Genomic DNA, 19416 nt, shown 5'->3' with positions numbered 1-19416 from the left:
GGGGCGGGGTAGCGCGCGGGAAGATGTCCCGCGCGCTGCCACGGGTTAGCGCGTCAGACGCTTGTAGGTCGGACGCTTCGGGTTGACGCTGTCGGGGCCGAGGCGGCGGATCTTGTCCTGCTCGTAGTCCTCGAAATTGCCCTCGAACCACTCGACGTGGCTGTCGCCCTCGAACGCGAGGATATGCGTGGCGAGGCGATCGAGGAACATGCGATCGTGGCTGATGACCACGGCGCAGCCGGCGTATTCCTCCAGCGCATCCTCCAGCGCCGCCAACGTTTCGGTGTCGAGATCGTTGGTGGGCTCGTCGAGCAGGATGACGTTCGAACCGGTCTTCAGCATCTTGGCGAGATGCACGCGGTTGCGCTGACCACCCGAAAGCGTGCCGACCTTCTGCTGCTGGTCGGGGCCCTTGAAGTTGAAGTTGCCGACATAGGCGCGGCTGTTCATCTCGTACTTGCCGAGCTTCATGATGTCGACGGCGCCCGTCACCTCTTCCCAGACGTTCTTGTTGGGATCGAGGTGGTCGCGGCTCTGGTCGACGTAGCCGAGATCGACGGTCTCGCCGATCTTGATCTCGCCGGCGTCCGGCTTCTCCTGGCCGGTCAGCATCTTGAAAAGCGTCGACTTGCCGGCGCCGTTCGGGCCGATGACGCCGACGATGCCGCCCGGCGGCAGCTTGAACGACAGGTTCTCGATGAGCACCCGATCGCCGTAGCTCTTGGTGATGCCGTCGACCTCGATCACCTTCTGGCCGAGGCGCTCGCCGGTCGGGATGACGATCTTGCCGTCGGCCGGGCGGCGCTGCTCGGCGAGTTCCACCAGCTCGTTATAAGCCTTGATGCGCGCCTTGGACTTCGTCTGGCGGGCCTTGGCGCCCTGCAGCATCCACTCGCGCTCGCGAGAAAGCGCCCGCATGCGCGAGTCGTCCTCACGACCCTCCTGCGCCATGCGCTTGGCCTTCTTCTCGAGATAAATCGAGTAGTTGCCCTCGTAGGGCACGCCGCGGCCGCGATCGAGCTCGAGGATCCAGCCCGTCACGTTGTCGAGGAAGTAGCGATCGTGCGTGATCATCAGCACGGCACCTTCGTATTCGCGAAGGTGCTTTTCGAGCCAGGCGATCGTCTCGGCATCGAGGTGGTTGGTCGGCTCGTCGAGCAGCAGGATGTCGGGCTTCGACAAGAGCAGCTTGCAGAGCGCCACGCGGCGCTTCTCACCGCCCGACAGCGGACCGACCTCGGCGTCGCGCGGCGGGCAGCGCAGCGCGTCCATCGCCATCTCGACCTGGCTCTCGAGATCCCAGAGGTTCTGGCTGTCGATCTCGTCCTGAAGCTTGGCGCCCTCCTCGGCCGTCTCGTCCGAGTAGTTCATCATCAGTTCGTTGTAGCGGTCGAGAATGGCCTGCTTGTCGGCCACGCCTTCCATCACGTTCTCGAAGACGGTCTTCGATTCGTCGAGCTTGGGCTCCTGCGGCAGGTAGCCGACGGTCGCGCCCTCGGCGGCCCAGGCCTCGCCGGTGAACTCCTTGTCGGTGCCGGCCATGATCTTGAGGAGCGTCGACTTGCCGGCGCCGTTCGGGCCGAGGATGCCGATCTTGGCGTCGGGGTAGAAGGAGAGATGGACGTTCTCCAGAACCTTCTTGGTGCCGTAGGCCTTCGTAAGTCCGGCCATATGGTAGATGAACTGGCGTGCCATCGCGCGCGCGTCTCCGGGTTGTTCAGTCAGGATTTGAGTTGGCGCACAGGTAAGGCATGCGCCTTCGATGAGCAACAACGGGCGCGAAAAAGCGCCGCCCCGCCGTGGCTTGCTTTTCCCGCCGTCGCGGTCGAAGAGGCGCCAACGCAGCGACCACGAGACCCCGCGCCATGATCCGTCACATCGTCTTCTTCAGCGCCAAGGACAAGGCCGACCTTCCGGAGATCCTCGAGGGCCTCGGAACGCTCGCCGGCATCCGGCATCACGACTACTTCGAGGTCGTCGAGAACGCGCGCGTCGATCCGATGGGCAACGACGTCGACGTCGTGGTCTATGCCGAGTTCCGCAACCGCGCCGCGCTCGACGCCTACAAGGCGGATCCGATCTACCAGGCCTCGACGCAGCGGGTGCGCCCCTTGCGCGACATTCGCTATTCCGCCGACTACGAGGTACCCGACCGCGACTGAACCGCCGTTCAGCCGAAACCCGGCGCGTCGACCCGCCCACTCCGGCACCCGCGTCCGGTCTCGTCCGCCGCCGCGATGAGATCGGAGAGATCCGGGTTCGCCGCCAGATCTCCCTCGATCTCGACGCGCAATTCCCGGATCATCGGTTCGCCGTCTGCGTCGTCGACGCAGTCGATCAGGACGCGGCGGCCGGCACCCCGGCCGAAGGCTTCGTCGAAGCTTGCCCGCACGTCGTCGGCCGTCAGCGTCTGGCCGATCGACGCCTCGAACAGCCGCCGCACCGGCGATCGGTTCAGCTCTTCCAGAAGCCGAACCGCGTGCATGAAGTACGCGTCGGCATCGCCCTTGAAGCAGGTGCCGTGCACCCACCATTCGTGCCGGTCGAGACCCGACTGGACGCCGGGCATCACCTCCGCCAGCGCTCGGCGCGTGCGTGCCGACGCGTCGTAGTCCGGCAGGCGGCGCCATTCGCCCCGCTCGTCCGTTCGGCGCACGTCGTCGGGAACGCCGCAATACTCGCGTCCCCGCGGCTGGGGCCAGAGACCGTGGAGCGAGAAGCCGTCGCCAGCACCGCCTCCGCCTCGGCATTCGCGCACGGACGGCCGCGTCTCGCAGAACGCCGGCTGCCAGTTGGCCGCCAGGACATAGCGGTCGATTCCGCCCTGTCCGGTGGTCGGCTTCGCAGGTGAGGACGGCCGAGGAGCTTCAGCGGATTGGCTGTCATCCTCGACCCGTCCGCAACCGAACGCGACCCAGCGCCGCTCCGGCTCGGCGCCGGGCACGCGGATGAGGTAGTGACTGCCCGGCGAGGCGTTGCGCCCGATCAGGTCGTAAGTCCGCCCCGGCTCGGTGACGATCCGCCCCGGATTGTCGTCCGAACGGATGCTCGGCGTCGCGAAGCAACTGGCCTCCGCGGTGAAGACGCCGACCATCGGAACCTGTGCCCTCGCGGCCACAGGCAGGACAGCGAGAAGGGCCGCCACTGTTGCGATCATCGCCGGAACTGTCCTGAGCGACATGTCTGATGTTCCTTTCCGTGGCATCTTCGGATGCCGAGCCCGACCCGTCGCGAGCTATTTCCATCGATGTCCCGAACCATCAATCCCCCAGCGCGCTTCGTGATCGACAGCCCGAGCGGCGCGGCGCTGAACGTTCGCGCCTTCGCCCCGACCGGCGAACCGGCGGCCGTGCTGCTGCTGTTCCATGGTCTTGCCGAGCACAGCGCGCGCTACGAGCGGACGGCGCGCGATCTCGCGGCGATGGGCATCGCGACCTATGTTCACGATCACCGCGGGCATGGGTCGACGACGGCGCACGACGCCCCGCTCCGCCGCTTCGCCACGCGCGATGGGGTCCGCAAGATCGTGCGCGATTGCCACGCCGTGCGCGAACGGGCGCAGCGCGACTTTACCGGCCTCCCCGTCTTCGTGCTGGGCCATTCGCTGGGCGGCGCCATCGCGCTGCATTATGCGCGCCGCTACGGCGGCGGTCTCTCCGGTTGCCTCGTCTGGAACGCCGGCATGCGCTTCGGCTGGCAGGCGCGCCTCGGCAGCGGGGCGCTGAAGGTCGAGAAGATGCTGAAGGGGTCGGACGTCGCCAGCCTCGTCTTCGCCCGCGCGGCCTTCGAGGCCTGGGCTCGCACCGTGCCGAACCGCCGGACCGATGCGGACTGGCTCACCCACGACCCGGCCATTGCCGACGCCTATGTCCGCGATCCGCTCTGCGGATGGACGCCCACCGTCTCGATGGCCGAGGACATCCTCGCGCTCATTCGCGAGAACGCCAGCCACGAAGCCCTGTCGCAGATCCCGCACGATCTCCCGATCCATTGCCTCGGCGGCACGCTCGATCCCGCCACCGAGGGCGGCGCCGAGGTCAGGCGACTGGCCGAACGGCTGCGCGAGTCCGGCTCGCGCGAGGTCGAGCTTACCATCGTCGAGGGCGCGCGACACGAGACGCTGAACGAGATCGACCCCTTTCGCACACCGGCGCTGGACGCGCTCGAAGCCTTCGTCGAGCGGCATCTCGACACGCCGCCGGCCCGCCCGACGACGGTCGAGCCGGACTGAACCGTCAGCTGGCTGGCGCGGGCTCCGGCGTCGTCACCAGGCGAAACTCTCGGAGCTCGGCAGGCGTCAGAACGTAGAGTTCGTCGGCCGGGGTCTGCATGGCGTGGATCCAGAGCCGCGGATCGACGTCCATCGCGACCAGCAGGTTCTGGCATTCGGCGATCGTCGCCTGGATCTGGGCGACGGACCGGTCGAGGTCGCGAACCCGGCCGCGATCGCCGCCCGGCACCGCATAGACCTGATGCACGCCGACCCATGCGGATTCACCCGCCTGCCGCGCAACGCCGCCGGCGAGGACGAGCGGACACGCCGATGCGCAATAGCCATCGGCGGGCACCTCGGTCTCAAGCTTCCGGTCGCGGATCAGCGTCGCCATCTCGATCGCGTCGCGCACCGAGCCGCCCGGCGAATGCAGGGCAAGGCGGCGAACGCCCTGACCCTCGCCGTCCAGAAATTGCCGGAAGGCCCCCGCCGTACCCGCGTCGATCCGCCCGACCGCCGAAGCCGCGCCGTCAGCGCCGAGGTGGAACGACATCGCCTTTGCCATCGCGTCGCCGGTCGCAGGCGCGTCGTAGCCGGGGAGCACGGGCTCGCCGCGATCGGGCGCGACGGGAACCGCAAGCGGGAGATAGGGCCGGATCTGGTCGCCCGGCTGCGGGCGAGGCAGGCGAAGCGGTTCGGTCCGCGTCAGCCGATCCCGGTCGCCCGCATCGCCGACGACGTTCAGGACGTCCTGCGCCAGCATCGAAGCCCCCATCGCAAGGACACCAAAGAAGACGAGGCGCAGCAGCGCGCCGTCCGGCAGCGACAGGAGCCGACGCTCGATCCAGCCCGGCGACGCCTGATGATCGCTCACGACGGCCTAGAGCCTCGCCGACTTGGCGAAGGGCGCCGGGTCGTTCTGCTGCACGATATCGTCGGCCGCATCGACGGACGGCGCCTCGATCGGCGTCGCCGCCGCCTCGCTCATCAACCGGCGCTGGATGCGCATCGCGCGCATCATGTCGACCGCGCTCATGTCGCCGATCTCGGCGTCTTCCTCGCCTTCCTCGCGGCGGATCTGCTCCTGAACGATGCAGAGGATGAAGACGAGGACGGCTGGCAGGAGATCGATCGCGATCGCACCGGCCCAGGACGGCAGGAAGTCGCGCGCATACATCACGACGGCATCGGGCGCCGACAGGGGCGTGAAGCGCACGGTCTCGACGCGCGGCCGTTCCAGAATGGCGTCGGCCGCCGAGGCGAGCGCGAGGCTCTGCTGGCGCACCGCCGTCTCGACCTGTCCGACGACCGCCGTCTGACGGTCCTGCAGCCCGGCATTTCCGCCGTCGGCCGCGGGAGCGATGAAGGTCCGCCCGAGGTCTTCCGCCGCGCGCTTCACCGACGGCGCGACCGAGGTCTGCTGCAGCGAGCCGATGATGCCGGCAAGCTCGGTGGCCTGCGCCGCGTAATCGGTACCGCGCTCCTTGACGCTGCCGTCGGCGGCCACGAGCCGACGCATCTCGCCGAGCCTGTCGCCGCCCTCCTTGAACAGGGCGCTGACGTCGTCGCGCGAGGCCTCGATCTCCTGCGCGAGGTTCACGAGCTGCGTCGACATCTGGCTGAGGAGCTGCACCACGGTGCCCGAACCCGACGTGCCGGTCAGCGCCCCGGACGAGCGCTCCTCGTCGGACAGGCGGGCGAAACGCTGTGCCGCGAGCTGGATGTCCGGGAGAAGGCTCTGGGCCGCAAGCGCGTTCTCGTGCGCCTCGTTCAGCTTGCTCTGATACTCTTCCGTCGTGATCGACATGTGCTGCTCGAGCGCGGCCGCGCCCGCCAGCGCGGCGGCGTTCAGCCACGCCGACATCGCCATGATCATGCAGGAGCCGATTGCCATGGCGAGATAGAGCATGCGGCGGCCGGAGGGCCGGCGGACATGCGGCATGATGCGGATCAGGTAGGACCAGAACGCGTAGATGCCGACGGACACGGACACGGAATAGATCACCGCGCCGAAGAAGACCGTCGTCGCGTCACCGTCGAGGAGCTCGCGCACGCCGAGATAGGTGAAGATGCCGCTGGCCGTCGCGAGGATCGCCAGCGTCATGCGCGTGGTCAGTTCGAGCCGGGCGACCTGCCCTCGCAGCGTATAGGAATGGGACGCGGCCATGCGGCTCCTCGACGGTCGAAGCGCGGACCAACATGCCGCCCATCGACCGTTAAGGGAAAATTAAGGCGCTGGCGAGCCGGCACCTCCCCGCCTCAGCTGGTCGCGTAGACGAGATCGTTGCCGAGGTGACAGCGCGCGAAGCGCAACTCGAGCGGCCGGTCCTGATAAGAGCAGATGACGCGCTGCAAGCGCAGAATCGCGGCGTCGCCTGTCAACTTGAAGTTGCGCTTGTCGGCCGCCGTGGCGGCTTCCGCGGTCGCCTTCTCGCGCTTGTGGGTGGCCAGATCCTGGCCGGTCCAGCGCGCCGTCGCCATGCTCTCGAGGCCCTCCTGCGACATGGTCTTCGCCGAGGCGTCGACCCGCAGGAACACCTCTTCGGTCATGAACAGGCGGCCCAGATGCGTGCGGCGTCGCTCGAACTGGAGGACGGGCGTCCGCCCGTTGACGCCGAGAATATCGGCAGCCTCCGGCGGCGCCGTGGCGAGGACGACCTTGGCGACCGAGACCTCGCCCGAAATCCGGTTGCCGGACCGGTCGAAGACGTTGGAGAAGCGGCTGCGCATCTTGCCGCCTTCGAAATCGGCGACGATGGTGCCCTTGCCCTGGTGACGCTCGAGCAGCTTGTGCTCGGTCAGGATATCGAAGGCCTTGCGCACCGTGCCGAGGCTGATTCCGAGCGAGCGGGCGATCTCCGCCTCGTTCTCGATAGCCTGGCCCGGTGCCCAGGTCTTGGACACGATCCGCGAGATGAACTCGTCCGCGACCTGCTGGTAGAGCGGGCGGGTATTGAAGGGTTTTGCGAGCGACACCGGCCGTTTCCTATCCACTATCCTTCGGAAGACGGCACACTGTAGATGCAACCTATGCGAGAATGCAACCTATGAGAGTGGTCTCGCGCAGAAAATTTCTCCTGCGTGTTCCGGGTGCGATCACGCGGTCGGCTGCAACCGGCGTCGCGTCGCCTTGATCCACTCCACGGTTCGTGCTTCCGGGTCGGAATGCCGGACGATGTCCGTTACCACGGCCGCGCTGTCGGCCCCCGCTAGCCAGACCGGCGGCAACCGCTCCACCGTGATGCCGCCGATGGCCACGAGCGGCAGCGCTCCGATCGCCTCGCGCCATGCCCGCAGCCTCTCGGGCGTCTGGGGCGCCCATTTCATCTCCTTGAGGACAGTCGGCCAGATCGGTCCGAGCGCGACGTAGTCGGGCTCGGCCTTCAGGGCCGTTGCGAGCTCCGCTTCGTCATGCGTCGAGAGCCCGAGGCGGAGCCCCGCCGCGCGGATGGCGGCGAGATCCGCCTCCGCCAGATCCTCCTGCCCGAGATGGACGAAGTCCGCCCCCTCCTCGATCGCCAGCCGCCAGTGGTCGTTGACGACGAGCACGCAGTCGTGCGCCGCGCAGACCGTCCGGCATCGGCGGATCTGCGAGCGAAGTTCGGGAGCCGCCATCTCCTTCGCCCGCAGTTGCACGAGACGGATGCCGAGCGGCACCAACCGCTCGATCCAGTCCGCGTCGGGAAGCACGGGATAGAACGGATCGAGCGCGATCATGCCAGCACCGCCCTTCCGAAGACGGGCGTCGACGGGGCCGCCATGTCGCGGGGCTCCATCCCGCCGGCCTCGAACGCGATGCGTCCCGCCTCGACGGCGAGACGGAAGGCTCGGGCCATCGCCACCGGGTCCGCGGCGCTGGCGACGGCCGTGTTCAGAAGAACGCCGTCGTAGCCGAGTTCCAGCGCATCGGCCGCCTGGGAAGGGCGTCCGAGGCCGGCGTCGACGATTAGCGTCACGTCGGGAAACTGCGCCCGCAGCGACCGCAACCCGTATCGGTTGTTGAGGCCGAGCCCCGAGCCGATGGGCGAGCCCCACGGCATCAGCACCTCGCAACCGGCGGACAGCAACCGCTCGGCCACGACGAGATCCTCGGTCGTATAGGGGAGCACCTTGAACCCCTCGCCGACGAGGATCCGAGCCGCCTCGACCAGACCGAACACGTCGGGCTGCAGCGTGTCGGCATGGCCGATCACCTCAAGCTTCACGAGGTCCGTGCCGAGGAGTTCGCGGGCCATCTGCGCCGTCGTGACTGCTTCCTTCACGGTGTGGCAGCCGGCGGTGTTCGGAAGAAGCGCGACACCGAGATCGCGGATCTCGTCCCAGAAGCCTGGTCCGCCCTTCCCGATCCCCGCAGCTTCCCGGCGCAGCGAGACGGTGACGATCTCGGCGCCCGACGCGATGATCGCCCCGCGCATCACAGCCGGCGAGGGGTAGAGCGCCGTGCCGAGCATCAGACGCGAGGAGAACGTCCGGTCGTACAGGCGCATCTCAGCCCCCCTTCATCGGTGAGAGGATTTCGACCGCGTCACCTTCCGCGATCGTCGCGCTCCCACGAGCGCCCCGCGGCACGAACTCGCGGTTCAACGCCGTCGCCACCGCCTCTGGCCGGACGTCGAGTTCGGCGAGCAGCGCGTCGAGGTCACGGGCCGCAGTCTCGCTAGGCTCGCCATTCAACAGGATCTTCATGCGGGCTCCTTGGCGCCGACCAGCATGTCGGCGGCGATCTTCGAGAAGGCGGGGGAGAGGAGGAAGCCGTGACGATAGAGGCCGGAGAACGCGACGCCCTGTTCAGTCCTATCAACACGCGGCAGATTGTCCGATAGGGCCGGGCGGCGTCCGCTGCCGACCTCCAGCACCTCCGCCTCCGCAAACGCCGGGTGCAGCGCAAAGGCGGCCGTCAGAAGCTCGACGGCGGAGCGAAGCGTGATGCCGCCGGCTGCCTCGCTCTCGACCATCGTCGCGCCGATCATGAAGACATGGTCGTCGCGCGGCACGACGTAGATCGGCCAGCGCGGATGAAGCAGCCGGATCGGCCGCTTGAGCTGGACATCCGGGCAACGGACGACCGCCATCTCTCCACGCACGGAGCGAAGACGCGGCATGGAGGCCGCAAGCCCACGACAGTCCGCGACCCGCTCGCCTGCAAGATCGGAAGGGTCGACGGCGGACCGAAAGCAAACGCGTCCTCCGGCCGCCTCGATCCGGCGCAGGAGATCGCCCAGCGCCCGCCGCGGGTCGAGATGGGCCTCGCCTTCGAAGAAGAGCGCCCGCGCGAAACGGCCGCCGAGATCGGGCTCCAGCGCGGACAACCCCTCCGCGTCCAGCCAGCGGTGTGCCTGCGTCCGCGCGGCGAACTGGTTGAGATCGGCGGCGTCTCGGCCCGAGGCGACCACTAACGTGCCGTTCGTCTGGACATCCGTCACGCCCTTCCAGAATGCCATGCCCTCAAGCCCCGGCGCAATGACGCTGCGATCCGCGACGCTCGCCTCGCAGTAGGGTGCGAGCATCCCACCGGCCAGCCACGAGGCCGACGCGCCGAGATCGGCACCCTTTTCGTGAACGACGACGTCGCCCCCCGCCTCGACGAGGCGAAGCGCCGTTGTCAGCCCGGCCACACCGGCTCCCAGCACGTGGATGGTCATCGCCGCTCCCCAGCCGCGATCCATCGCAACGGCGGCCGGAAGGGAAATCGCCCGCCGCGGCGAAGGGCACGACGCGCTCAATGGCGTCCGACAGGCCCTTCAGGAGCGGGTCACTCCATCCCTACGCCAGTGCGAACTGGATCAGGTTCGTGGGGTCGCCGGGCGTTCGAGCCGGCCTCTCAGTTCCCTGTCGGAACTCCCCCTGGAAGCCTTCAGGGTAAGCGATCCGACCCGACTGTCAATGCCGCGCCGTCCATCGGTTCGTCCGCCTGCAGGACCGGACCGTCACCGAGCGGCCGATCCGATCCGGCATCGAGGAGGTGTTCCGCGATGGCCTGCGCGGTGACCTCGTCGCCGTTGATCACCGTGTCCGCTCCGGCCTGGATCAGCCGCTCGCGCTGTTCGCCCGAATGGACGCGCGCGGTGATGCGGACCGACGGGTTGGCCGCGCGCGCCGCATTGATGATCGCGACGGCCTCGAAGCTGTTGGGGAACGCGAGGACGATGTCGCGCGCCTTGGCGACATTGGCCGCCGCGAGCACCTCCGGCTTCACGGCGTTCCCGACGACCGCCTCCAGTCCCGCTGATCGGATGCGGGCGACGCGCTTGTCCGCGTCCTCGATGACGACGAAGGATCGCCCGGCATCCGTCAGCCGCTGGGCGATTCGCGAACCGACCCGGCCATAGCCGACAAGGACGAGGTGATCGACGAGGACGGTCGGCTTCAGGTCTCCCGATTCGATCGCGACGCTGCCGGCCGGGATGTGCGTGGGCACCGTGCCGGCCGGCTGGATCTGCGGCTCGTGCCCGCGTCCAGCACGGGGCATCGTCATCGAGGTCGACGCTCCGACTTCGTCGACCGCCCCTCGCTCCAGACGCTGCCGGAGGCGGTCGATCGAGGAGAACAGGATCGGGTTGAGCATGATCGAGAGGATCGCGCCCGCCAGGATCAGGTCGCGGGCCTCGGGTGGAAGGATGTTCAACCGTCCGCCGAGTTCGGCGAGGATGAACGAGAACTCGCCAATCTGGGCCAGCGAGACGGAGATCGTAAGGGCGGTCGAGACGGGATGGCCGAAGGCGCGCACGATGACGAAGGCGGCGAGCGACTTGCCGAAGACGATGATCAGCACCGTCGCGAGGATCGGCAGCGGATCCTCGATCAGGCTGCGCGGATCGAACAGCATGCCGACCGAGACGAAGAACAGGACCGCAAAGGCATCGCGCAGCGGAAGCGTGTCTTCGGCGGCGCGATGGCTGAGGTCGGACTCGGCCATGATCATGCCGGCGAAGAAGGCGCCTAATGCTAGCGACACGCCGAACAGCGAGGCCGCGCCGAAGGCGACGCCCAACGTGATCGCCAGGACCGCCAGGCGAAAAAGCTCCCGCGACCCGGAACTGGCCGTCATCTGCAGGGCCCAGGGAATGATCCGCCGTCCGACCAGCAGCATCAGGACGACGAAGAGGCAGAGCTTGAAGACGGTCATCAGGAGGACGCCGGAGACGCCGAGCCCGAGGTCGTGGAAGATGCCGCTCCCGCCGCTCGGCGCGGTCCCGCCGAGTGCCGTCGCGAACGCCGGCAGCAGCACCAGCGCGAGGACCATCGCCAGATCCTCGACGATCAGCCAGCCGACCGCGATGCGCCCTTTGCCGGTCTCGATCAGTCGCCGCTCCTGCATCGCGCGCAGGAGCACCACGGTGGACGCCACCGAGAGTGCAAGGCCGAACACGAGCCCTGCCCCGGCCGACCAGCCGAGGAGCCAGGCGAGGCCCATGCCGAGCAGCGTCGCGCAGGCGATCTGGACGACGGCGCCCGGAACGGCGATCGCGCGAACGGACATGAGATCGGCCAGCGAGAAGTGCAGGCCGACGCCGAACATCAGCAGGATTACGCCGAGTTCGGCAAGTTCCGTCGCCAGCCCCTGATCGGCGACGAAGCCGGGCGTGAACGGGCCGACGCTGATGCCCGCCAGGAGATACCCGACGATCGGGGAGATACCGAAGCGGTTCACGAGCGTGCCGAAGACGAAGGCGAGGCCCAGTCCGGCCACGATCGTCTCGATCAACGGCATGTCGTGCAGCATCGTCGCGCCCCTCGGCTTCGAATCTCTCCGGATTGTGGTCTCACCCGGGATAGGCGAAGGCGGCGCAGCTTGCAGCACAAAAGTCGCGCGAGCGGGACGGCGAAGTGGAAGGCAGGTCTCCAGGCCCGCCGCTGCGGTTCCTCGTTTCAGGCGAGCGAGAGCGTCTTCGGACCGGGTCGGATGGTCGGCACGGGAGAGATTTCGTCTCGTGGCAAGGCGCGAGGAAGGGGCGATGCTATCGAATCGTGACCGGCGAGCCACGCCGGCGCGGATCGAAGGCGCCCGCCGCGCAGCGAGCGTCGGAAGGACGATCACAACCATTCACTCTGGTCGGGAAGCGCTTCAAAAGCACTGCCAAGCTGCTGTCGGAGGACTGCGATCCGCGGCCCGCGTCAATTCACCGGTCAGGCAAGCAGCCAGCCGGTCGAAGTGATCAGGCTTCGCGCGTCCACTCGAACGCGAGTTCCTCACGGAAGGCGAAGCGGCGAACGTGATCCGCGACGACGCCCTCCATGCGGTCGAGGGTTGCCGGGTCGTCGGCGGCAACGGTGATCACGAGCCGATCGTCGTCGGCCGTCATGGAGACAACAGCAGACGGCATCTCGATCGTGCCCTCTCGTGGATCGAAGGTCACGGCGAACTTGTGCGACCAGTGTTTGCACAGCTGCTGCAGATAGCGGCTGGCGTGCGCGGTCGGCACGGCAGCGCGTGTGGTCGGCATCGGATCCTCCGGGTTCGAGCTTTGGTCCCTAGTGACGTCCAACGCCGCCCGGCAATCAAGTCCGGTTTCTCCGAACGAAAAAGGGCGCGGTGCCGGATCCCCGGCGCCGCGCCCTGTGATGCCGGATGACGGGTCGTCAGGCCTTGTTGCGGTTGTAGACGTCGAAGCAGACGGCGGCGAGAAGGACGAGGCCCTTCACCAGCTGCTGGTAGTCGATCGACAGCTGCATGGACGTCTGCATGCCCATGTTCAGCGCCCCCATGATGAAGGCGCCGATCACCGCACCGGTCACCTTGCCGACGCCGCCGTAGGCCGAGGCGCCGCCGATGAAGCAGGCCGCGATGACGTCGAGTTCGAGGCCGGTGCCGTTCTTCGCCGTCGCCGAACCGACGCGGGCGAAGAAGACGAGGCCGGCGATGGCGGCGAGGACGCCCATGTTGACGAAGGCGAGGAAGACGATCCGCTCGGTCTTCACGCCGGAAAGCTTCGCCGCCTTCTCGTTGCCGCCGACCGCATAGACGCGGCGACCGATCGTGGTGCGCGAGGTGACGAAGGCGTAGATCGCGATCAGCACCGCCATGAGGATCAGGACGTTCGGCAGGCCGCGATTGGTGGCGAGCAGGTAGCCCATGAAGAGGATCGCGACGGTGACGAGCGCGACGCGACCGTAGAAGAACGCCTGCGGCTCGGCGACCGGGCCGATGCGGCTGCGGGCCGAACGCTTGGAGACGGCGAACAGCGCGAAGCCGACCGCGAGCACGATCGCCAGGATCAGCGTCGTGGAGTTCGCGAGACCCAGGACCGGCAGGACGTCGGGGATCGTGCCCGTCGAGATCGCGCGCAGCGATGCGGGGATCGGCGAGATCGACGACGAGGAGCCGAGCGTCATGAACGTCAGGCCGCGGAAGACGAGCATGCCGGCGAGCGTCACGATGAAGGACGGAATGCGCAGGAAGGCGACGAAATAACCCTGGATCGCGCCGATCACCGCGCCGACCACGAGACACATCGCCACCGCGATGGGCACGGGTATGTCATAGAGCACCATCAGCACTGCGCCGACCGCGCCGACAAAGCCCACGAGGGAGCCGACCGACAGGTCGATGTGGCCGGTGATGATGATCAGCAACATGCCGATCGCCATGATGATGACGTAGCTGTTCTGGAGGAACAGGTTGGTGAGGTTCGACGCCGACACGAAGGTCGGGCGACCCGTCGCGGCAGAATAGGCGGCGAAGAACAGGATGATCGCGACCAGCGCGACGAGCATGCCGTATTCGCGCAGGTTGTTCTTGAAGTAGTCGAGGCTGGCCCCGCTTCCCTGCCCGCCCGGGGCTTCCACGGTCTTGATGCTCATGCCGCGTCTCTCCCTGCGGTACGAATGATGGCGCGCATGATGCTTTCCTGTGTCGCCTCGCCGCGCGGCAGCTCGGCCACGAAGCGCCCTTCGTTCATGACGTAGATGCGGTCGCACATGCCGAGGAGTTCGGGCATTTCCGACGAGATCATCAGAATGCCCTTACCCTCGGATGCGAGCCGCTCGATGATGGAGTAGATCTCGAACTTGGCGCCGACGTCGATGCCGCGCGTCGGCTCGTCGAGGATCAGGAGCTCCGGGTTCGAGAAGAGCCACTTGGACAGCACCACCTTCTGCTGGTTGCCGCCCGAGAGGTTCAGCGTCTTGTGGAAGATGTTGGCCGAACGGATGCGCAGGCTCGTTCGGTAGTCTTCCGCGACCTTGCGTTCGCGGTCCTCGTCGATCACGCCGCCCTTGGCGATGCCCGGAAGATTGGCGAGCGAGATGTTCTGCCGGATGTCGTCCTCGAGCAGCAGACCGTAGTGCTTGCGGTCCTCGGTGACGTAGGCGAGCCCCGCCTCGATGGCCTTCGGGATCGTGGACACGTCCACCGGCTTGCCATGCAGGAACGCCTCGCCCGAGATGTGCCGACCGTAGGACTTGCCGAACACGCTCATCGCGAGCTCGGTGCGGCCCGCGCCCATCAAGCCGGCGATGCCGACGATCTCGCCCTTGCGGACGTTGAAGGAGACGTCCTTCACGATCTGACGCTGCGTGTTGAGATGGTGGAAGGCGTTCCAGCCCTTCACCTCGAACAGGACCTCGCCGATCTTCGGATGGCGGGGCGGATAGCGGTCGTCGAGCTGGCGGCCCACCATGTCGCGGATGATCTGGTCCTCGCTGACGCCGGCCTTGCAGTCGAGCGTCGAGACGGTGGAGCCGTCGCGGATCACGGTGATCGAGTCGGCGACGCGCGAAATCTCGTTCAGCTTGTGGCTGATCATGATCGAGGTCAGGCCCTGCTTCTTGAACTCCAGGAGGAGGTCGAGAAGCGCCTGGCTGTCGCGCTCGTTGAGGCTGGCGGTCGGCTCGTCGAGGATGAGCAGGCGCACCTTCTTCGACAGCGCCTTGGCGATCTCGACCAACTGCTGCTTGCCGACACCCATGTCCTTGATCAGCGTGGTCGGCGGCTCGGAGAGGCCGACCTGCTTGAGCAGCTCGCCGGAGCGGCGGAAGGCTTCGTCCCAGTTGATGACGCCGGCCTTCGAAATCTCGTTGCCGAGGAAGATGTTCTCGGCGATCGACAGGAGCGGCACGAGCGCCAGCTCCTGGTGGATGATGATGATGCCGACATGCTCGGAATCGCGGATGCCGCGGAAGGACCGGACCTCGCCGTCGTAGACGATGTCGCCCTCGTAGGTGCCGTGCGGATAGACGCCGGACAAAACCTTCATCAGCGTCGACTTGCCGGCGCCGTTTTCGCCGCAGATCGCGTGGATCTCGCCCTGTTCGACGACGAGATTGACGTTGTCGAGCGCCTTCACGCCCGGGAACGTCTTGGTGATGCCGCGCATCTCGAGAATCGGTGCCAAAGCGTTCTTCCCCGGCTTTCAGAACGACGGAGCGGGAGCCGATGGCTCCCGCGAAGGCGATGGCGAGGCGCACCGGGCGCCTCGCCGGAGCGTCGGATCAGGGCTTGATCTGGGCTTCCGTGTAGTAGCCGCTGTCCACGAGAACCGGCTTGATGTTCTCCTTGGTCACCAGCACCGGCTTCAGAAGGTAGGCCGGAACCACCTTCACCCCGTTCTCGTAGGTCTTGGTGTCGGTCACCTCGGGCTCCTTGCCCTGGCCGATCGCGTCGATCATGTTCACGGTCACCTTCGCGAGCTCGCGGGTGTCCTTGAAGATGGTCGAGTACTGCTGGCCGTTCTCGATCGACTTGACCGACGGCACTTCCGCGTCCTGACCGGACACGATCGGCATCGGCTTGTCGCCCGAGCCGTAGCCGACGGCGCTCAGCGCCGAGATGATGCCGATCGACAGACCGTCATACGGCGAGAGCACGGCGTTGACCGTCTTGTCGCCGTAGTAGGACGACAGGAGGTTGTCCATACGGGCCTGGGCGACGGCCGGGTCCCAGCGCAGGGTGCCGACGCGATCCATGCCGGTCTCGCCCGACGGGATCACGAGCTTGCCGCTGTCGATGTAGGGCTGCAGCACGCTCATCGCGCCGTTGTAGAAGAAGAACGCGTTGTTGTCGTCCGGCGAGCCGCCGAAGAGCTCGATGTTGAACGGACCGGCCGCGCTCTCGAGCTTGAGGCCCTGCACGATCGACTGCGCCTGAAGGACGCCGACCTGAAAGTTGTCGAAGGTCGTGTAGTAGTCGACGTTCGGCGAGTTGCGGATCAGGCGGTCGTAAGCGATGACCTTGATGCCCTTGTCGTGCGCCTGCTGCAGCACGTCCGTCAGCGTCGTGCCGTCGATCGAGGCGATCACCAGCGACTGCACGCCCGCGGCCACCATGTTCTCGAGCTGGCTGATCTGCGTCGGGATGTCGTCCTCGGCATACTGCAGGTCGGTCTTGTAGCCGCGCTCCTGCAGCTGCTTCACCATGTTGTCGCCGTCGGCGATCCAGCGGGCGGACGCCTTGGTCGGCATCAGCACGCCCACGGTGCCCTTCTCCTGCGCGAACGCGCCGCCGGAGAGGGTCATCGCGCCGAGGGCCACCGCCGCCAGCAGGGTCTTCATTCGAATCATAGTCGTCCTCCCATCGTGACGCCGCCTTGAGCGAGCGTCCGAAAGCGCGAACCCCTCGCGCCGAGCTCTTCGAACCGTCGCGAGCCTCGCCCGCGCGCTTCTCGGCCCCTCCCCCGTCGCGCTCCCGAAGACACGGCGGCGGCAGCCAATTGTCTGATGAATTATCGCATTGACGTTCACGTCGCCAATGAATTTTTTCTGCGCTCTGATTTATCGTAAACCGCAAACTCGGTCGTAGAGCAAGACGGCTTTATCGGCGCGCTCGCGGATCTCCCCAACCGTCATTCCCGGCTTGTAGAGCGAGGACCCGAGACCGAAGCTGCGGACACCGATCCGGGCATAGCCTTCGAAGTCGTCTTCCGACACGCCGCCGACAACCCCGATCTCGATGTCCTTCGGCAGAACGGCGCGGATGGCGGAAACGCCGGACGGCCCCAGCACGCTGGCCGGAAAGAACTTGAGGGCCGACGCGCCGGCCGCGATCGCCTGGAACGCCTCGGTCGGCGTGAAGACGCCGGGCATCGTGACCATGCCGTGCGCGGCAGCACGTCGCAGCACGGAGGCATCGACATTGGGAGAGACGAGAAGCCGCCCCCCCGCTTCCGCCAGACGGTCGACCTGCTCCGGGGTCAGAACGGTGCCCGCGCCGATGTAATGTTCGGGGCCGCCGAGACGCACGGCCGAGGCGATGGAGCGGAACGCATCGGGCGAGTTCAGAGGAATCTCGATCGCTTCGAACCCCGCCTCGATCAGCGCTTCGACGGATGCCTCGACCTCTTCCGGCTTGATTCCCCGCAGGATCGCGACGAGCGAACGCTTGAAGGCGGGCCAGGCGACCCGGGCTGAAACGTCGCTCATGATGAACTCCGGTCGGAATGAAGACGGTGCGCGGCAGCAAGAAGCCCGTGGCGCACGCACTGGTCGGCGTCGAATCGGCGGTGGAGCGAGAGGTCGGCCGCCGCGAACGCCGCCTTGTAGAGCGTCGCGATCGGACCCGTCGCCAGCAGCGCCATCCGATCGCTCGTCCCGTAAAGGGCGGTCGCGCCGGCGAACTCCAGCCCGATCAACAGACCGGAAAGCCGTGCTGCCTGCCGGGACGGCGCGGCGCCATCCAGAAGCCAGCCCGCCCGCAACTGGAACAAAGCGTTGGTCGCTTCGGCCGGGTGGCGGAAGCCTCGCGCGAACCCTTCGGCGAACCCCGCGGTGTCCGCTTGCGGCGGCTCGGCGCCTTCGACCGCCTGGCGCAGGATCGATCCCGTGCGCAGGAGCTGGAAGAGTTCACCGGTCATGAAGGTGGAGAAGCCCGAAACGGCCCCGCCATCCAGCTTCACCCATTTCGAATGCGTCCCCGGCATACAGACCAGCCCGGTGTCGAACCCGTCGGCCACGACGCCGAGAAGCTGCGTTTCCTCGCCGCGCATGACGTCCGGCGCATCGCCGCGCTGGGCGAGACCCGGCAGGATGTGAACCGGGCGGCCCGCGTTCGGAACCGGCGTCGCGCGGTTTGCGAGGTCGTCGAGCCGCGTCGAAACCGAGAGGTAAGCCGCTTCGACCCAGCCCGTCCGCGACCCAACCATTCCGCACAGGACGGCCGGCGCGTCGTCCGCCACATCCATTGCAGCAAGATGGCGGGTGAGGACCCCGCTGAAGTCGCCGTCGACAACGCCGGTGAGCCCTTCGGGCGCGCGGCGCTCATTCAGAACCGTGCCGTCCGAGGCGCAGGCCCAGGCCCGGAACGACGTCGTGCCCCAGTCGACGAGGGCGAAGGCCGCTCGCGGGCTCATGGCGTCAACCGCAGGCGCGGCTCGGCCACGCCCCGCACGCCGGCCTGGACGATGAAGGTCCGGCCGGCATTCGGATCGCCTGCCCGCTCGGCTTCGTCCATGCCCTCGTAGGCAGTGGTCACGAGCAACTGGTCGAGATGGCGGCCGGTAAAGGCCGGGCAGCTCGGCTGGCGTGCCGGGACGGAAAGCGAGCGCAGATGCTTGCCGTCCGGGGTGAACACCTCCAGCCGGCCCGCGCCCCAGCGCGCATTCCACACGTTGCCATCGGCATCGGTGACCGCGCCGTCCGGGCCGCCCGCGAAGGCTCCCGCCGGCACGAAGACCGACGGCTCCCCGGTGGGAAGGCCGGTCTCGGGATCGAGCGCCACGCGATGGATGTCGCCGCGCGCGGTATCGGCGAAGTAGCCGACGGTTCCGTCCGGCGAGAAGCAGATCGCGTTCGGAATGGAGATCTGCGCATAGAGGCGTCGGAGTTCGCCGCCGCGGAACCAGTAGATCGACCCGCGGCCGGCCTCGGCCTTGCGGCCCATCGTGCCGATCCAGAGCGCGCCGGACGGGTGGACGCGCCCGTCGTTCGAGCGCGTGTCGGTCTCGTCGGCCTCGAGGGCCGTATGGTGCGTCAGGCGCCCGGTGGCGACATCGCGCACGTGGAGGCCGTTCTCGGTCGCGATGACCTGCGTGTTCTCGTCGACCGTGCAGAGCTGGCTCGCCATCAACGGCAGCTCGTGCACCCGAACCTCGGGACTTGCGGACGACTTCTCGAAGAGACGGCGTCCGACGATGTCGAACCACCAGGCCTTGTCGCTCGCCGGATCGTAGGTCGGGCCTTCGCCGAGATGGCAGGCGGGGGCGTCGAGGATGTGGAGGCGGGCGGCCTCGACCGCCCCCGTTGCGCCGTTCTGCGGATCCTGCATCGCTGGA

At 67.5% G+C, this 19416-nt stretch carries 19 protein-coding genes and 1 riboswitch; of the genes, 2 read left to right on the top strand and 17 right to left on the bottom strand.

What is annotated here, in order from left to right; translation table 11 throughout:
* Positions 1 to 45 precede the first annotated feature (45 nt).
* Positions 46 to 1695: an energy-dependent translational throttle protein EttA gene (ettA, locus tag ASF65_RS00890; protein ID WP_055883779.1), complete on the bottom strand. Its 1650-nt coding sequence runs from the start codon at positions 1693 to 1695 to the stop codon at positions 46 to 48.
* Between the two features lie 170 nt (positions 1696 to 1865).
* On the opposite strand from ettA, the gene ASF65_RS00885 reads away from it, so the two are divergent.
* Positions 1866 to 2162, top strand: coding sequence for a Dabb family protein (locus tag ASF65_RS00885; RefSeq protein WP_055883776.1), 297 nt, complete (start codon positions 1866 to 1868; stop codon positions 2160 to 2162).
* Positions 2163 to 2170: 8 nt separating this feature from the next.
* On the opposite strand, the gene ASF65_RS00880 is transcribed toward ASF65_RS00885, so the two are convergent.
* On the bottom strand, positions 2171 to 3181 hold the full coding sequence (locus tag ASF65_RS00880) for a ribonuclease T2 (RefSeq protein WP_162239436.1): 1011 nt from the start codon (positions 3179 to 3181) through the stop codon (positions 2171 to 2173).
* A 66-nt stretch (positions 3182 to 3247) separates the two neighbouring features.
* Here ASF65_RS00880 and ASF65_RS00875 point away from each other — a divergent pair, with 66 nt between their 5' ends.
* Positions 3248 to 4231 (top strand): alpha/beta hydrolase, encoded by a 984-nt coding sequence (locus ASF65_RS00875; RefSeq protein ID WP_055883769.1) that lies wholly within the window; start codon positions 3248 to 3250, stop codon positions 4229 to 4231.
* Positions 4232 to 4235: 4 nt separating this feature from the next.
* On the opposite strand, the gene ASF65_RS00870 is transcribed toward ASF65_RS00875, so the two are convergent.
* From ASF65_RS00870 to ASF65_RS00800, 15 genes are all read right to left on the bottom strand, one after another.
* Positions 4236 to 5087 (bottom strand): ATP-dependent Clp protease proteolytic subunit, encoded by an 852-nt coding sequence (locus tag ASF65_RS00870; RefSeq protein WP_055883766.1) that lies wholly within the window; start codon positions 5085 to 5087, stop codon positions 4236 to 4238.
* 6 nt (positions 5088 to 5093) lie between these two features.
* Positions 5094 to 6380 (bottom strand): hypothetical protein, encoded by a 1287-nt coding sequence (locus ASF65_RS00865; protein ID WP_055883763.1) that lies wholly within the window; start codon positions 6378 to 6380, stop codon positions 5094 to 5096.
* Positions 6381 to 6472: 92 nt separating this feature from the next.
* Entirely contained in the window at positions 6473 to 7189 is a 717-nt protein-coding gene (locus ASF65_RS00860) for a GntR family transcriptional regulator (protein WP_055883761.1), read from the bottom strand.
* A gap of 120 nt (positions 7190 to 7309) precedes the next feature.
* A complete protein-coding gene (locus ASF65_RS00855; RefSeq protein ID WP_055884949.1) occupies positions 7310 to 7927 on the bottom strand; it encodes a thiamine phosphate synthase in 618 nt (205 codons plus the stop codon).
* Positions 7927 to 8700: a thiazole synthase gene (locus tag ASF65_RS00850; protein WP_055883759.1), complete on the bottom strand. Its 774-nt coding sequence runs from the start codon at positions 8698 to 8700 to the stop codon at positions 7927 to 7929. Before ASF65_RS00850 ends, ASF65_RS00855 begins: the two co-directional genes overlap by 1 nt.
* Before the next feature lies 1 nt (position 8701).
* Positions 8702 to 8899 carry a sulfur carrier protein ThiS gene (gene thiS, locus ASF65_RS00845; RefSeq protein ID WP_055883757.1) on the bottom strand — a complete coding sequence of 66 codons (198 nt, stop codon included), beginning with the start codon at positions 8897 to 8899 and terminating at the stop codon, positions 8702 to 8704.
* Positions 8896 to 9855: an FAD-dependent oxidoreductase gene (locus tag ASF65_RS00840; RefSeq protein ID WP_055883755.1), complete on the bottom strand. Its 960-nt coding sequence runs from the start codon at positions 9853 to 9855 to the stop codon at positions 8896 to 8898. The genes thiS and ASF65_RS00840 overlap by 4 nt, the downstream gene beginning before the upstream one ends.
* Before the next feature lie 101 nt (positions 9856 to 9956).
* Positions 9957 to 10068, bottom strand: a riboswitch (TPP riboswitch).
* The gene (locus tag ASF65_RS00835; RefSeq protein ID WP_055883752.1) at positions 10068 to 11936 is read right to left on the bottom strand and encodes a cation:proton antiporter; all 1869 of its coding nucleotides are present in this window, start codon (positions 11934 to 11936) and stop codon (positions 10068 to 10070) included. Its footprint overlaps the riboswitch before it by 1 nt.
* A 433-nt stretch (positions 11937 to 12369) precedes the next feature.
* Complete coding sequence (locus tag ASF65_RS00830) at positions 12370 to 12657, bottom strand: DUF2218 domain-containing protein (protein WP_055883748.1); 288 nt, start codon at positions 12655 to 12657, stop codon at positions 12370 to 12372.
* Between the two features lie 136 nt (positions 12658 to 12793).
* A complete protein-coding gene (mmsB, locus tag ASF65_RS00825) occupies positions 12794 to 14014 on the bottom strand; it encodes a multiple monosaccharide ABC transporter permease (RefSeq protein ID WP_055883746.1) in 1221 nt (406 codons plus the stop codon).
* Positions 14011 to 15528, bottom strand: a complete 1518-nt coding sequence (mmsA, locus tag ASF65_RS00820; protein WP_055884946.1) for a multiple monosaccharide ABC transporter ATP-binding protein — start codon at positions 15526 to 15528, stop codon at positions 14011 to 14013. The genes mmsB and mmsA overlap by 4 nt, the downstream gene beginning before the upstream one ends.
* Positions 15529 to 15643: 115 nt before the next feature.
* Complete coding sequence (gene chvE / locus ASF65_RS00815; protein WP_055883744.1) at positions 15644 to 16711, bottom strand: multiple monosaccharide ABC transporter substrate-binding protein; 1068 nt, start codon at positions 16709 to 16711, stop codon at positions 15644 to 15646.
* A gap of 210 nt (positions 16712 to 16921) precedes the next feature.
* Positions 16922 to 17569, bottom strand: coding sequence for a 2-dehydro-3-deoxy-6-phosphogalactonate aldolase (locus ASF65_RS00810; protein WP_055883741.1), 648 nt, complete (start codon positions 17567 to 17569; stop codon positions 16922 to 16924).
* The gene (locus ASF65_RS00805; protein ID WP_055883738.1) at positions 17566 to 18495 is read right to left on the bottom strand and encodes a 2-dehydro-3-deoxygalactonokinase; all 930 of its coding nucleotides are present in this window, start codon (positions 18493 to 18495) and stop codon (positions 17566 to 17568) included. Before ASF65_RS00805 ends, ASF65_RS00810 begins: the two co-directional genes overlap by 4 nt.
* On the bottom strand, positions 18492 to 19409 hold the full coding sequence (locus ASF65_RS00800) for an SMP-30/gluconolactonase/LRE family protein (RefSeq protein ID WP_082505078.1): 918 nt from the start codon (positions 19407 to 19409) through the stop codon (positions 18492 to 18494). Before ASF65_RS00800 ends, ASF65_RS00805 begins: the two co-directional genes overlap by 4 nt.
* Positions 19410 to 19416 lie beyond the last annotated feature (7 nt).

Source organism: Aureimonas sp. Leaf324 (assembly GCF_001423245.1).
Classification (GTDB): domain Bacteria; phylum Pseudomonadota; class Alphaproteobacteria; order Rhizobiales; family Rhizobiaceae; genus Aureimonas.
Note: the sequence above shows the minus strand (reverse complement) of the source record. Positions and strands in the feature narration are given on the sequence as shown.